We start from the raw sequence: 14,318 nt of genomic DNA, 5'->3' as shown, positions 1-14,318 counted from the left end.
TACATTTTGTAGATGAACTCTGGTTTTATGTTTTGCGGAAAATGTCGGATCCATTCTTAAAAATGAGCTTCATCGCTCAAGTTTAGCAAAGAAAAGCATTTAAAATATCCTAATTAAAAATACACCAGCTATCATTACCATTAAACCAATTATTTGTAATGGTTCAATTCGATTTTTTATCGAGTTAAACAATCCGAATTGCTCTACCAACAGGCTACCAGTGATTTGACCAAATAGAACAAGGACTACAGTTTGTCCATTACCAATTTGATTGACGAGAAATACATTGATTAGTACATAAGATCCTCCTAAGATCCCTCCAATCCATATCCACCAAGGAGCAGAGTGTTTAAAGGGCTCTTTAATATTTGTGTAAGAGCGATCCATTAACCCAACAATTATAATCAACGTAATAGTACCCACAAAGAATGAAACAAGGGCAGCATGGGAAGCAGAGTGAAGAACTTTCCCTAATTGTCCATTAATAGCAATTTGGATAGCTAGTAACATTCCTGCTAATATACCTACTATGCGCCAAATCCATTGTTTCAACATGTTTTCCTTATTTGTTAGGAGAGAAATCTGGTCATTTTTCTTGCTGCGTATAGCTGTCGCTAAAAAGACACCTAGTAAGACTAGTAATATGCCAAAGATTCGATTCCATCCAAAAGAATATTGTATTGAATTAAACCAACCATAATGATCGATTAGCATACTCATCAGAGTCATTCCCAAAATTGGTAGTATGGCTGTCTGCACACTGCCCAATTTAGGAAACAAAAGAATGTTGGTGGTTATTGCAATAGCGCCACCAATTCCTCCCAACCATATATAGATAGGCTGGTTCAAGAATAAATCTAATGGAATACCCAATGAAGAACCACTACTTAATAATGTAATCGTTAAGAAGATGACGCCAACAGCGAATGAAATCATTGAAGCTAAAAGTGGAGAAATCACAAACTTTCTTAATTGAGCATTAATGGCTGTTTGCCCAGCAAAAATAGCTCCAATACCTATAGCCAAAAGTATTGCAAACATAAAAATTCATCACAACCTTTGTTGAATAAAATGTAACGAAAAAAGAAATTTAAAACAACGGCATGATTGATTATATCAAAGTACGTGTCAAACAGAAATGATGAAAGGTTTAAAAGAAGGCATTCTAGCAAGTGTAGATGAGATTAAAGCTAGTGAAGATTTCAAATCTATAAAAGATGTAACATATAACAAATCCTTCTCAGAATTCACATTATCTGTAAACAAAGAAGAGTTTGAAAATAGTCTTGATACAATGGCCTCTTTAGGACTAGCTTTAACAGGTATGTACTATCAATTATTTAACGGTGTGGACGAAAAAGATTATAAAGTCAAAGTAATTTTTAAAGACGACTCAAACGGAGATGTAATCAACACAATAATTTATCCTGATGATTTAAACGAGAAAAGTTGATTTTAAGAACACCTAATTTGGGTGTTCTTTTTAATTACTATGAGAGCGATCGAATGGAAGTAGTGTCCACAGTAGCAGCAGCAAATCTGAGACGAGAACAAAATAACAAAATTCTATAGGTGCTCCATTAATTTTGAACTTGGGTATTTTTGTATTTATTCATGGTTCCACTCTCATAGATAATGAAGCTAGTTTAGAAAATTGCTTGAAGTGGTAAAGTTCTATCTAGCTAACATTACCAATATTTGTTTAGATATTAATATTCGAATCTATGATAGTATCAATAATTGTGGAAAATATATGTATGTAAGAGAGGAAAGTGAATATGCAAAAGAACACGATCAAAGGCTTTTTTTTAGGATTTACAACAGCAATGGTATTAGGGGCTGCTACACTAACAGTAGGTGCTGCGAGTGGAACATTTAAGGATGTCAAAGCTGGTGCGTGGTACGAAGATGCCGTTCTTTGGGCACAAGAAAAGGGAATTGTTAGTGGTTATCCAGATGGGACGTTTAAACCAAATAGCAATGTCACACGCGCTGAATTAACAGGTGTTGTTCAAAACCTGGCCGAAGGGGGTTATATTGATGCGGATTTAGATCGGGTGGATCAGTATGAAGCAATCAAAATTGGAAAAACAACTAAAGAGGATTTGATTAGGATGTTTGGAGGATATAGTCAAGGCTCTAACTATGGTGAATATTATATTTCTTCAATAGAAACAACAGTATGGTTTAACAATGATGGCACAGTAAGGTCTAAGGGTGGGTTTAGTGCAAATTACCCTCAAGTAACAGTAGAGAACTTAAAAAAGTTAGAATCGGGTATGAGCTATGAACAAGTTAGTATGATCCTAGGAGGAAAAGGTTTAACGTTTGAATCAAAAAATACGAATGAAAAAACGTATGGTTGGCGTGGTACGGAAGCTCTAAATGCTTCATATGCTCATTTAGTTTTCGATAAGGTCGGAGATGGATTATCTTTAGCACTTGATCGGAGTAATATTATATACCCAAAAACTAACAATGAATAATTTGAAGATAGTATATTTGTTAAGTAGAGATAGACCTAAATTATTCCACAAAGCCCAGATACTCATTAATTTTGAGTCTGGGCTTGTGCTTATTCAACTCGTAATTCCTTTTTATTATCCTCAATCTTCTGGTAGGCCGCCTCAAAGAGCTATCTAAAGAAATTTTTAATGGCATCCATACGAATTTTACTATAACACTCTTCGCAACGAAAAATCTTATCTGTTCTTTCCTTTAACTGTCTGAATCTCAGTGACCCCTCATATACTCTGAATTTATTTCTACAACTAGAGCAAATTACCTCATAGTAGTTCATAGCTATCCTCCCCAGGTGTGACTTATTATTTTTTAGTTGATTTATCGAAGATTGTAATCAGTTCCCTTGTATATTCCTGAACATTTAGCTGAGGATTTCTCATTAATTCAATGGTGAACCCATCAATGGAATTTCTTATAGTTAACGCCATTACTCTCGCAGACAATTGGGTGAATTCTCGGAAAACACCCTCGTGCATTCCTAGTGTGAGTATGTTTTCAATGGGAAGAAAAATAGTATCATCATGGTCCGCCGCAAATCGAAGTTTGCCATCAGCAGTTCTTTCATTAGAAACAATTTCAATGACAGCGAAAACATGTTGCCGATTTTCATCTATGAATCTCAGGTTTGATTCAATATACACGCTAAGCATTTCTATAGGAGATGGTTGATTTTCTATTAGAGGTGCAGTATAGGCTTGACATGCCATATAGTATTCGTAAATTACTTGCTCTAATAATTCCCCCTTGTTCGCAAAGTGATAGGAAATAACGCCCTTACTGATTTGTGCACGTTTTGCAATTTGACCTAATGAAGCTTGAGCGTAACCGACTTCAGCGATCGTTTCAATGGCACATTCTATAATTTGAGTTCTACGAGCTTTTTCAATAAATGACATTTCTTTTTGGTTAGTTGTTTTATTTTTTATACTCATATATATATTTTAGTACGGTCGTACAAATAAATCGAATAAGAAAATTTAAGTCGACTCCTATTTTTTTGTAGTGTCATTATCCATAAGAATTATTTACCATTAGTTAATAATGGATAGAATATATATAATAAAACTCTTACCTAATAGAATCATAACGAAAGATTGGATTGAATGAATTTTGAGTAAAATGAAAAGATTAGTAGTTTGTTGTTTAATAGTAGTTATTGCAACATGCCACTTCGGTACAGCGAATAGTACTGTATATGCAAGTGAAAATGATAATCAGATTTATAATGGTAAAGTGGTAAACGGAAGACTTTACGTACCTATTCGAGCTGTAGGTGAAAAGATAAAGGCGCAAGTAAGCTGGGATGCGACAACGAAAACAGCCGCTTTAATTAAAGGTAAGAAAGTGATCAAAATGACACTTGGCTCCAAGATCCTAAAAGTGAATAATGAGCAACGACAAATGGATGTATCGTTACTTTTGGAAAATGGAAGCATTTTTTTACCAATCAGATTTATCGGCGATGCGCTAGAGTACAAAACTACATGGACTCAATATAATCGGGTTGCAGGTTTATATTCTGAGCAGGAGCAGTTTGGTGTCGTTGTATATGCTCAACCACTGTATTATGAGGATGGCTATAAGCTGCTGGATGAAGCCATTGCTAAAGTAAAAAATATTTCAACTGTCGCTCAAAAAAGACAGTATTTAAAGCCATACTTCACAGATGAAATGATTAATTTAATTATTATGAGAAACTTGACCTTTACGGATATGTCTCAAGAATATAATTATTATTCTTACTCTTATCCAAAAGAAACGAATATGAAAATTAGTCGTGAGGTTTCTGTACCTGGAAAGTTTGGACGTTTAGTACAAGATGCTTTACTTACAAAGAGAAATAATCAATGGGTAGTGGGTTCTCTTACAGAAGGTTTTTATCAATTTATGCCATAGGATTTTGTAAAGCTTTCATCTAAGGATGGAGGCTTTTCTTTTGCTGTGAACTCAAACAATCGAAAGCTTGTTCATGGGCTAGAGTGTTGCGTGGGGAAGATTACGATACTTGAGCTTAGTTATTAATAGGTTGGAGCTGTGTGGTTTTGGGACTGAAAATTATTACATATATTTCATCTTATGGTTTAATATTGGTTGTAGGAGGTGATAAGAAATACAAAATCTGCTTGAAATAAAAGTTATATTCCAAGAAAAGTAAGAGCAGATGTTACAAAAAGAACTTCAGATTAAACAAGTATTAATAAATACTGATAATAAAATAAAACAACTATTAGAGAAAAATAAGGGATAAAAATTAGTTTTAATGATGTGTGATGTAGATATTTTAGTCATAGGAGGTTTTATTACTGAATGCTCAAAAAAGGAAATACATAAGTATATTTTTATTAATGATAATGGTCCTGTTCGTTATACCTAGTGCATTCAATCCTATATATATTAATCTAGCGTTTGCACTTTTAGGGTTAGTTGTAATTAATAAAAGTTTCGATTTTAAAAGTCAAAATAAAAGAAACTTTATTAAGTCTTTAAGCACAGGAATATTTGTATTTCTATTATCCGTGAGTATGGCAGTTTATAATTTATTTTTTGTGTAAGTTGATGTATATAAGTATATTTCAATCTGATTAACATACATTAAAATGCAAAAAAAGCCACTTTTTTGGCACACCGAATAGCCGTTTATCTGGAGAAAATTTTCAGATAAACGGCTATTTTGCATAAATCATCCAGATTTATTTTGGTTGATATATGTAATATAAAGAAATTTTTTACTAATTATTAATAGGTAAATATAGTGAATTTGCCATCAACACCAATATGTATCGATAAATTTTTCTGCAGATAAATGAATTGTTTCACACTAAGCGTACTGCTGGTTTGATAGAAGATTATTTAATTTTTGAGGATGTAAAATAGATGATTTATTCTACCTTGTGTATATTTTTGCTCGAAAAAACGTTGACAAATAATATTTAGATAATTTAGAATTCAATTATTGATAAATGATAATCAATTCTCATTTTTGAAGAGGTGTTACTATGAGTGCAGAAAAAACATTAGAAATCATTGATCTGTTCAATTACGAAACAAGGGAATTATCAGTGCAGCAGATAGCAATATTATTAAACAGCCCACAAAGTTCTGTTTATAGGCATTTGAAAATTCTAAAAGAAAAAGGATATGTTGTTGAAACAAGCCTAGGTAATTACAAGTTAGGCTATCGTTTTCTCCAGCTGGCCAAGTATGTGAAAAGCGATATTAATTTATCATCTATTGCATTTCCTGTAATGAAAACTCTATCTACCAAGTTAGGTGAAACGATTATTTTGACGATTCCTACAGAATATTCGGCGGTCTGTTTAGAAGTTGTTACACCAGATAAAGCAATAAAAGTAGCATCTGAACAGGGGAAGATCCTGCCGCTACATGCAGGTGCTTCTACAAAAACATTACTGGCGTATATGCCAGACGATACATTAGAGCAATTAAGCAAACGAGGATTGCTACATAAATATACAGAAACAACAAAAACCTCTGTAGAAGAAATTCAAGAAGATATGAAGGTTACTAGAGAGAAAGGGTATTCGTATTCTGATTCTGAAGTAGATGAAGGGGTAATCGCGTATGGTGTACCAATACATGATATGGATAATCACTTAATCGCAGCTTTAAGTATTGCTGGACCTTCCGAGCGAATGAAGGAAGTAGAGGAGCAAAAAATAATTGAACAACTTTTTGATGCAAAAGAAGAAATTGAACATTATTTTTAATAAACAATGGGGGATGGGGAAATGAATCAATTTGAAGTAGTTATTCAAGGTCAATTAGTTTTACCTGAAAAGGTAGTAGAAGGAGAGATTGGCGTACAGAATGGAAAAATCGTAGCAATTTCGGAGGGTATCGGACACCTTCAAGCAACGAATATAGTCAATGCTCAAGGAAAATATGTTTTTCCAGGGTTAATTGATGCCCATGTACATTGCTTTAGTAACCCAGATGAAGGTTTTGAAGTAACAAGTGCAGCTGCTGCGGCAGGAGGAGTTACCACATTCCTTGATATGCCATATGACTTACCCAATCCTATTAACAATGTAGAGATGTTTAAGGAAAAGGTTGAGCGCTTAAATAAGCAATCAATCGTAGACATTTGTTTATGGGGGACAATTTCTAAATATGACGGTGTGGAACAAATTAAGCCATTAGCAGAAGCTGGTGCAGTAGCATTTAAAATGTCTACATTCGAGACAGATGCCTATCGCTTCCCACGTATTCCAGACTACGAAATTATTAAAGCAATGGAACAACTTCGGGAATATGATCTAGTCGCTGCGTTCCATGCAGAAAACGATGAAATCATTGTCGAACTGATTGAAGACTATCAAAAGGCAGGGAGGGTATACCCAAAGGCACATATGGAAACTCGTCCACCTTATACAGAAACATCTGCTGTATTAAAGCTTATGGAGTTCGCGCATTGGACAGATGCAAAGCTGCATATTGTTCATGTAAGTCACCCACGTACGCTGGAATTAATCAAACTGTTTAAAGAGCAAGGGACAAAAGTAACATCAGAAACTTGTTACACTTACTTACTATTAAACTGTGATGATTTAGATAAATTTGGTCCAAAAGCAAAAAATAATCCACCATTACGTTATCAAGAGGATGTGGATGGCTTATGGGAGAAACTAAAAACGAATGATCTTGATTTTGTTACTTCGGACCATGCTCCTTGGTCATTGGCACATAAAGAAAAAGGGAAAGATAATATTTTCCTAGCTGCATCCGGTATGCCTGGTTTAGATATTATGGGGTCATTAATGTTTGAAAGTATGGTAGTAGAAAAAGGATTTTCACCTGTGCATTTTGCAAAAGTAATGGCACAAAATCCTGCAGATATTTATGGCATACCGAATAAGGGCCGTATTGCAGAAGGATTTGATGCAGATTTTGCAATTATTGATCCGGAAGTTGTTTGGACAGTAGATGAAAACCAATTCCATTCATATTCGAAAATTTCACCATTCCATGGACAAGAGGTAAACGGAAAAGTTGTGCAAACGATTGTACGTGGCGAAACCGTTTATGATGGAGAGAAAGTGACAAAAGAGCCAGGATTTGGTGCATTTGTTCCAGGCAAGGCATATAAACAATAATTGAGGTGTAGGGATGTCAATTCAACATTTTGAAGATGCATTAAAGCGCTTATTACAAGTTGATTGGGACATGTTACCTGCAAAAACTAAAGAGCGTGTTGAATGGATTTATTTAGACACATTTATGGTAGCAGCTTATGGCATGCAAGCTGCTACTGAAGTGTCGCAGCTGATAAAAGAGCAGTCCGAGGGGAATATTCCTTTAGTAGGGCAGGCACTAGCTAGACAGCCACTCGATTTTTTAGTTTTAACAGGAACAGCTATTGTTAGCTTTGAACTAGATGAAGGGAACCAATTTGCAAAAGGTCATCCTGCAGCCCATATATTTGGTCCACTCTATGTTGCAGCTTATGAAGAAAATAGTTTAGGTAAAGATGTGTTACGTGCTTTTATGATTGGTTATGAAATAAGTGCGCGCTTAGGAAATGCTAGTAAGCTAGATGACAACGCACATCCTCATGGTACATGGGGAATTGTTGGAGGTGCTGTAGCTGCAGCAATATTAAAAGGTTTTACAGATGATGAAATTGTAGAAGTGGCCAAGTTAGCAGCAACGTTTCCATTCGTTACTTCATGGCAGGCTGCAATACAAGGTCGAACAGCTCGGAATTTATATGTTGGTTTAGCCAATCAAATTTCATATCAAATGCTAGGTTTTATGAAAGCTGGTTTTTCAAGCCATTTAAGTGTAGTGGATCATGTTTGGGGCCAATTACTACCAGTATCAATTGACTATACGTTATTCAATCTAAAAGAAGAAGAAGCATATTTAATGGATCAAAATTATTTTAAATTGTATCCTACTTGTCGATTTACGCATTCAGCAATTGATGCGGCTAGGGTTTGTTTGGAGGAATTGAACACCAACGTAGCAGCTATTACAAAAGTTGAAGTAACAACATACTCATTAGCAGCACGATTAACGAATAAGGATCCAGAAACAGTATTAGCATCAAAATTTTCTATACCTTATGCCGTTGCAGTAGTGCTTCTGAAGAAAAGTTTGTATACGCATTATCAAGAAAATTTAGATAATGAGGTACGAGCGTTAATAGAAAAAATAGAAGTTACAGAAGATGTAGAACTGACAGGGATGTTACCAACTAGTCGTCCTTCAAAGATTAGAATTACTTTTGAAGATGAGCGCGTCATCGAGAGATTGGCTTTAGATGGTAAAGGAAACTTTAAAGAACCGCTACCGAAGCTAGCATTGCAACGTAAATATACTGAATTATTCGAAAAAACAAGTTTGCCTAATGTGCAAAAACTTATGGAAACAATACAACAACTTGAAAACTTTACATTTAGAGACTATATCGCACAAGTAGATGAGGTGAGGGAATGTATCAAATTAATTTAAAGCGCTTACAAGAAAACTTTGAAGAACTGGCAACTCAATTCAATACGGGAGAGGCTGGATTTAATCGAATTGCTTTTTCACTTGAGGAGAGAGGTGCTTTAGAATGGCTAAAGCGCAAATTAAATGCAATCCAAGTAACCGTGAAAGAAGATGCAGTTGGCAATGTTTTCGGAAAGTTTGGTGCTAACAATCTGCCTTCAATTAGTTTTGGATCTCATTTAGATACCGTAAGAAATGGTGGCTTATACGACGGAGCATTAGGCGTGTTAGCTGGGTTAGAATGTTTGCAGACATTAGTTGAAAACGGCTATAAACCAACTAAACCATTAGAACTAATCGCTTTTGTTGCGGAAGAGGCAAACCCATTAGGCGGTACATTTGGTAGTCGAGCTTTAGCTGGCATGTTAGATGAGTCTTATACAGATGATAAATTGAAAATAGCTAATTTGACACGGGCACAATGTGAGAAGGCCATTCGATCTCAACGTGAGTTTGAAGCATTTCTTGAACTTCATATCGAACAAGGTTTTGTATTAGAAGAAAAAAGGGCAAAAATTGGTGTAGCGACAGCAATTTCCGGTATATTGCGTATTTTCGTCCATATTCAGGGTGATGCCCGTCACGCAGGGACAACACCCATGCATCGTCGGAATGATGCCTTGCTTCAAGCAGCTTCTTTAGTCCAGTTTGTAAATAATGTAGCAATAAAACAGGAAAGTAATTTAGTTGCAACAGTAGGTGAATTCAATGTTTATCCAAATTTAGCAAGTGTCGTACCAGGGGCTGTTGAATGTATGATTGAAATTCGCGGGGATCTTTGGGAAGAGATAGAGTCGGTAGAAGAAATGATTTCTGACTGGTGTGAACAGCATATTGATGCATCATTACGAAGAGATGTTGTCAAATATCCAAATGCATTGGATGCAAGTATTCAACAAGCGATTACGAATGTGTGTGAAGAAAATGAAGTAAGTTATACAAAAATGTTAAGTGGTGCAAATCATGATACGAAATCAATGGCTACATTATCGAAAGCTGGCTTAATTTTTATACCAAGTAAGGACGGTATAAGTCATCACCCTGATGAGTATTCATCGTGGGAGGATATAGAAATCGGAACGAATATTTTACTTAAAACGCTAGTATCTTTATCAAAATAAAACAATAGGGGTTGCATTTATGAAAAAATGGTTTTTAGTAATTTTGGCAGTAGCTACGCTTGTATTAGGGGCATGTGGGGACAAACAGGAAGCTTCAACACAAACGGCATTAGAGCGTGTAGAGAAAGCGGGCAAATTAGTTGTCGGGACAACAGGAAATTACCGACCATTTTCATACATGGATAAAAACAATAAACTAACAGGTTACGATATCGAATGGGCGACGATTATTGCAGATGAATTAGGTCTAGAGCTGGAATTTGTAACAGGACAATTTTCTGGTTTAATACCAGGGTTAGTAGCAGGCAAATTCGATGTTGTTTTATCAGGAGCAAATGCAACGGAAGAACGAAAAAAGTCAGTTGATTTCTCAGAATTTTATGCGAAGGATGGAGCAGTAGCGGTAGTGAAAAAAGGTACTGCGGGAGTCAGTGGCATTGAGGATATGGAAGGCAAAATTGTTGGGGTAAATGCAGGTTCTGCTTTTGAGGAAGTTGTGAAAAAAATTGGTGGTTATAAAGATTTGAAAACATATCCAGGTGCTGCAGAGAGCTTTGCCGATTTAATCGCTGGCCGTGTTGATTTTGTCGCAATTGGTCTACCAGCAGCGGCAGAGTATATAAACAATTCAACAACAGGTAACGAAATTGAAATAATCGGTCAACCTTTTGATGAAAAAGATATAGCTGTCGCAATTGCTAAAGATTCAGATGATTTATTGGAAGCCATTAATAAGGTGATTCAAAAGAAAAAAGAGGATGGTACATTTGATGAGCTCGCGATGAAATATTTTGGTCAAACCTTTTAGTCATTGTGAAAGATAGCTGAATGAATTTAATAAAGAGGGATGTGATATAGATGAATTTTGATGTAATTTCAAATGCCATGCCATACTTTTTAGAAGGTGCATGGGTTACATTGAAGGTCTCTATTCTAGCAATAATACTAGGAACAGTTTTAGGCTTTATTTTGTGCTTATGTAAGATGTCTAATATACGTATCTTAAAGTATATAGCATCTGTATATATCTGGCTATTTAGGGGATTACCACTATTAATTATTTTATTTCTATTTTACTATGCAACTCCGTTTGATATTAAGTTAAGTGCATTTACCGCAGCATTGTTCGCAATGTCATTGAACTCTGCAGCATATAAGGCTGAGATTATTCGTTCAGGTATGATGGCTATTAATAAAGGTCAGGTTGAGGCGGCAGAAGCAATCGGGATGACACCTATTCAAATTATGTTTCGAATAAAAATACCGCAAATGGTGCGTCTAATTATCCCACCATATATTAATAACTCTGTAGTTTTATTGAAGGAATCGGCGCAAATTTCGGTTATTACCGTACCAGATTTAATGTTAAATGCTCAAACACAGTATAGTAGTACATACCTACCATATGAAACATTAGGTGTGGCAGCCATATTATACTTAGTTATGACGAGCTCATTAATGCTACTACAATCATGGACAGAGAAAAAATTAAAAGTAGCAAATAACAATATGTAAGGAGGGAACCCATGGAAATATTAGAATTAAAAAATATTAATAAATATTTTGGAGATAAGCATGCACTCAAAAATATTAATTTATCGATTAATCAAGGCGAAGTTGTTTCTTTAATTGGTCCAAGCGGTTCGGGGAAGTCCACTCTACTACGTTGTGTAAATTTTTTAGAGGTACCTTCTGAAGGTGTTGTGAATTTTGAGAATCAGCCAATTAAATATAAAGTAAATCGCTCAAATCAACTAACATTACGGTCTAAAATTCAAATGAGCAAAGTACGTGAAAACATCGGTATGGTTTTCCAACACTTTAATTTATGGAAGCATAAAACCGTACTTGAAAATATTATTGAAGGTCCCATACAGGTAAAGAAAATGTCACGTGAAGAAGCTATTAAAATTGCTGAAAAGCTTTTAGAGCGAGTGGGACTAGCTGATAAACGTGACGATCACCCTAGTGATTTATCGGGTGGCCAACAGCAACGAATTGCAATTGCACGTGCATTAGCAATGGATCCACATGTTATGTTATTTGATGAAGCCACTTCGGCACTCGACCCAGAGATGGTGAATGAGGTTTTGCAAATTATGAAAAGCCTTGCAGAGAGTGGCATGACGATGATTATCGTAACCCATGAAATGGAGTTCGCTCGTAAAGTATCAGATCGTGTTGTATTTATGGAACAAGGTGCAATTGTAGAGGTAGGAACACCAGACCAAATTTTTGGTGAGAAAGCAAATCCCCGTATTACACAGTTTTTAAACAGTATGCATCCAACTATATAATTTCTTATGGGGGAATAGAAGTCATATTCCTCCCTTTTTATGATTTATCACCAAAAGTAAGTGCTGATATATAGGTATGGGCCATATCTATAGTAGATTATTCGTTGAGTGAAGTAGGGGATAGGTGCTCAACAGAAAGCATTTAACCTGATACAGTACAAGACTTTACAAATAATCCATACCCTAAATATGAGCGTTTTAGCGTTTACATAAGCTTAGCCAAATTGGTGTGACCAAAATCCCTGGTTTTAATCGAGTTGCACACTCCTTAAGAAGATGAAAAAGGGAGCATTCTTATAAAATAATGGATGCAGGGATTCTTGAATATCATAATCTAGCAGTTGGTATTGTGATATCGATTGTCGCATTAACGAATTTGCAAGTTACATTTAAAGGACAATTAGATCATGTAGTAACAACACCTATGTTTTGCGTAAAGACCCGTTATTAGTCCACGTTAAAAATTTGCATAACTTGAATATTTGTTTTTGCTGTATCATTATGTATAGACAACATTTCCTACATAATAGAAGGAATACAAGCGTGGTACATAAAATTGTTAGCCTTATATTCCGGATATTTACGAAATAGGGGATACATATGAAATTGATCGCCTGTATGAAATAGTTCATGACAAAAGTCAAGCCATTGTTGCTGTGAAGATTGGTTTTAATTGAGAAGAATAAAATGCCGCACATTAACAAATAAGGCCTGACTCTTATCAGGCCAACAAAAAAACTTTCAAGCACATTCTATAAGCTACTTCTTCAAAATGCAGCAGTAATTTCATTTAGATTGGTGCAAAGCTTTACCTGAGGTTGCTTCTTTTTAAATATTGTTATTTTTACCATTTTATAATTTCAAATTCAAATAGAATATTGAAATCTTGATCTACTAAAATTACTTTATCTACTTTGTATGATTTATCTAATGTCTTTGAATTAAAGTACATCATTAATCCTTGCACAAACTGCTTTGCTTGTGAATTATGTTCTGTATCTTTTGATTGTACTAAGAAATACTTTCCATTTTTATTTATGGAAGTTGATGTAGCTGAAACTGAGTCAAACCAAGTAGTTTTAGTATAACTTCCGAAATTTTCTATCATGAATTTATCAGCTTCGTTTTTGATAATGTTTTCTAAATCTGTTTGTGTGTTATCACTTCTAAAATCTTTATATGGATCTTCATTAACTATATACTGGGTACTATTTTTGTTAGCAATTGTTTCTGTTATTTCACTATTATTTACAACATATAGAGCGAGCATTACTACACCAATAAAAATAAGTAAATGATACGATTTTTTCATAGATATTCTCCCCATTCTTAATCCAATAAACTTAAAATTAATTTAGCAGATATTTCTAGAAATGAATAGTTAATGCAGAGGCAACTGTTATGTTTTTCAGAAGAATAAGAGTTACGAATGTTCCAAACCAATCAATTTAAGCAATCTATAGTGTAAAATCGGAGGCAGGATGATGTCGGTATTTTCCTCTATGGGTATCTATAAAAACAATAAATTAACAGGAATGACAGACCTGCGCTCCACAAATTTGTTCGGAGCAAGACATGGCAGGTCCATATTTTTTAAGAGAATAGGTATCTTATGAAAATTGGTAATTATATCTAAATTATCTGTTTTATTGTATAATCAAAGAACAATATTTAAAAGGTGATGGTAGCTTTGCTAACAATATTACAAATTGTTTTTTCAATCATAGTAGTATCACTCTCAACTTACGGAATTATCACAAGTGATCACCAGTGGAATTTCCTATTGATTTTCTTCTTAGGATTATTGATATTAATTTTAGGAATGAAAGAATTCCAAAGAGGGCAAAAAGTTTATGGTTGGATC

Annotated in this window: 15 protein-coding genes; 11 read left to right on the top strand and 4 right to left on the bottom strand. The window is 34.8% G+C overall.

What is annotated here, in order from left to right:
* Positions 1-99: 99 nt before the first annotated feature.
* On the bottom strand, positions 100-1,041 hold the full coding sequence (locus ACEVFT_RS11585; RefSeq protein ID WP_393949887.1) for a DMT family transporter: 942 nt from the start codon (positions 1,039-1,041) through the stop codon (positions 100-102).
* Between the two features lie 97 nt (positions 1,042-1,138).
* Here ACEVFT_RS11585 and ACEVFT_RS11580 point away from each other — a divergent pair, with 97 nt between their 5' ends.
* Both ACEVFT_RS11580 and ACEVFT_RS11575 read left to right on the top strand, forming a co-directional pair.
* On the top strand, positions 1,139-1,453 hold the full coding sequence (locus tag ACEVFT_RS11580; protein WP_393949884.1) for a hypothetical protein: 315 nt from the start codon (positions 1,139-1,141) through the stop codon (positions 1,451-1,453).
* A gap of 325 nt (positions 1,454-1,778) precedes the next feature.
* Entirely contained in the window at positions 1,779-2,486 is a 708-nt protein-coding gene (locus ACEVFT_RS11575) for an S-layer homology domain-containing protein (protein WP_393949882.1), read from the top strand.
* Positions 2,487-2,635: 149 nt separating this feature from the next.
* Here the strand turns inward: ACEVFT_RS11575 and ACEVFT_RS11570 are convergent, their stop codons facing one another.
* Both ACEVFT_RS11570 and ACEVFT_RS11565 read right to left on the bottom strand, forming a co-directional pair.
* Positions 2,636-2,800 (bottom strand): DUF2197 domain-containing protein, encoded by a 165-nt coding sequence (locus ACEVFT_RS11570; RefSeq protein WP_243456214.1) that lies wholly within the window; start codon positions 2,798-2,800, stop codon positions 2,636-2,638.
* Between the two features lie 25 nt (positions 2,801-2,825).
* Positions 2,826-3,455: a TetR/AcrR family transcriptional regulator gene (locus ACEVFT_RS11565; RefSeq protein ID WP_342440667.1), complete on the bottom strand. Its 630-nt coding sequence runs from the start codon at positions 3,453-3,455 to the stop codon at positions 2,826-2,828.
* Between the two features lie 187 nt (positions 3,456-3,642).
* On the opposite strand from ACEVFT_RS11565, the gene ACEVFT_RS11560 reads away from it, so the two are divergent.
* The 9 genes from ACEVFT_RS11560 to ACEVFT_RS11520 all read left to right on the top strand — a co-directional run bounded on the left by ACEVFT_RS11560 (position 3,643) and on the right by ACEVFT_RS11520 (position 12,905).
* Positions 3,643-4,419, top strand: coding sequence for a stalk domain-containing protein (locus ACEVFT_RS11560; RefSeq protein ID WP_393949880.1), 777 nt, complete (start codon positions 3,643-3,645; stop codon positions 4,417-4,419).
* A 1,100-nt stretch (positions 4,420-5,519) separates the two neighbouring features.
* Positions 5,520-6,251, top strand: a complete 732-nt coding sequence (locus ACEVFT_RS11555) for an IclR family transcriptional regulator (protein ID WP_393949876.1) — start codon at positions 5,520-5,522, stop codon at positions 6,249-6,251.
* Between the two features lie 21 nt (positions 6,252-6,272).
* Positions 6,273-7,637 carry an allantoinase AllB gene (gene allB / locus ACEVFT_RS11550; protein WP_393949874.1) on the top strand — a complete coding sequence of 455 codons (1,365 nt, stop codon included), beginning with the start codon at positions 6,273-6,275 and terminating at the stop codon, positions 7,635-7,637.
* A gap of 13 nt (positions 7,638-7,650) precedes the next feature.
* Complete coding sequence (locus tag ACEVFT_RS11545) at positions 7,651-8,997, top strand: MmgE/PrpD family protein (RefSeq protein ID WP_393949873.1); 1,347 nt, start codon at positions 7,651-7,653, stop codon at positions 8,995-8,997.
* Positions 8,979-10,157 carry a hydantoinase/carbamoylase family amidase gene (locus tag ACEVFT_RS11540; protein ID WP_393949871.1) on the top strand — a complete coding sequence of 393 codons (1,179 nt, stop codon included), beginning with the start codon at positions 8,979-8,981 and terminating at the stop codon, positions 10,155-10,157. The genes ACEVFT_RS11545 and ACEVFT_RS11540 overlap by 19 nt, the downstream gene beginning before the upstream one ends.
* A 19-nt stretch (positions 10,158-10,176) precedes the next feature.
* Positions 10,177-10,965 (top strand): substrate-binding periplasmic protein, encoded by a 789-nt coding sequence (locus ACEVFT_RS11535; protein WP_393949869.1) that lies wholly within the window; start codon positions 10,177-10,179, stop codon positions 10,963-10,965.
* A 50-nt stretch (positions 10,966-11,015) separates the two neighbouring features.
* The gene (locus ACEVFT_RS11530) at positions 11,016-11,672 is read left to right on the top strand and encodes an amino acid ABC transporter permease (RefSeq protein WP_393949866.1); all 657 of its coding nucleotides are present in this window, start codon (positions 11,016-11,018) and stop codon (positions 11,670-11,672) included.
* 17 nt (positions 11,673-11,689) lie between these two features.
* Positions 11,690-12,454 (top strand): amino acid ABC transporter ATP-binding protein, encoded by a 765-nt coding sequence (locus ACEVFT_RS11525; RefSeq protein WP_205447544.1) that lies wholly within the window; start codon positions 11,690-11,692, stop codon positions 12,452-12,454.
* A 304-nt stretch (positions 12,455-12,758) separates the two neighbouring features.
* Positions 12,759-12,905, top strand: coding sequence for a hypothetical protein (locus ACEVFT_RS11520; protein ID WP_393949864.1), 147 nt, complete (start codon positions 12,759-12,761; stop codon positions 12,903-12,905).
* 393 nt (positions 12,906-13,298) lie between these two features.
* On the opposite strand, the gene ACEVFT_RS11515 is transcribed toward ACEVFT_RS11520, so the two are convergent.
* On the bottom strand, positions 13,299-13,766 hold the full coding sequence (locus ACEVFT_RS11515; RefSeq protein ID WP_393949861.1) for a hypothetical protein: 468 nt from the start codon (positions 13,764-13,766) through the stop codon (positions 13,299-13,301).
* Positions 13,767-14,318 lie beyond the last annotated feature (552 nt).

The sequence above is a fragment of the Lysinibacillus sp. PWR01 genome (genome assembly GCF_043359455.1).
Classification (GTDB): Bacteria; Bacillota; Bacilli; order Bacillales_A; family Planococcaceae; genus Lysinibacillus; species Lysinibacillus fusiformis_F.
The sequence above is the reverse complement of the archived record's forward strand: the minus strand, read 5'-3'. Positions and strand labels throughout refer to the sequence as shown.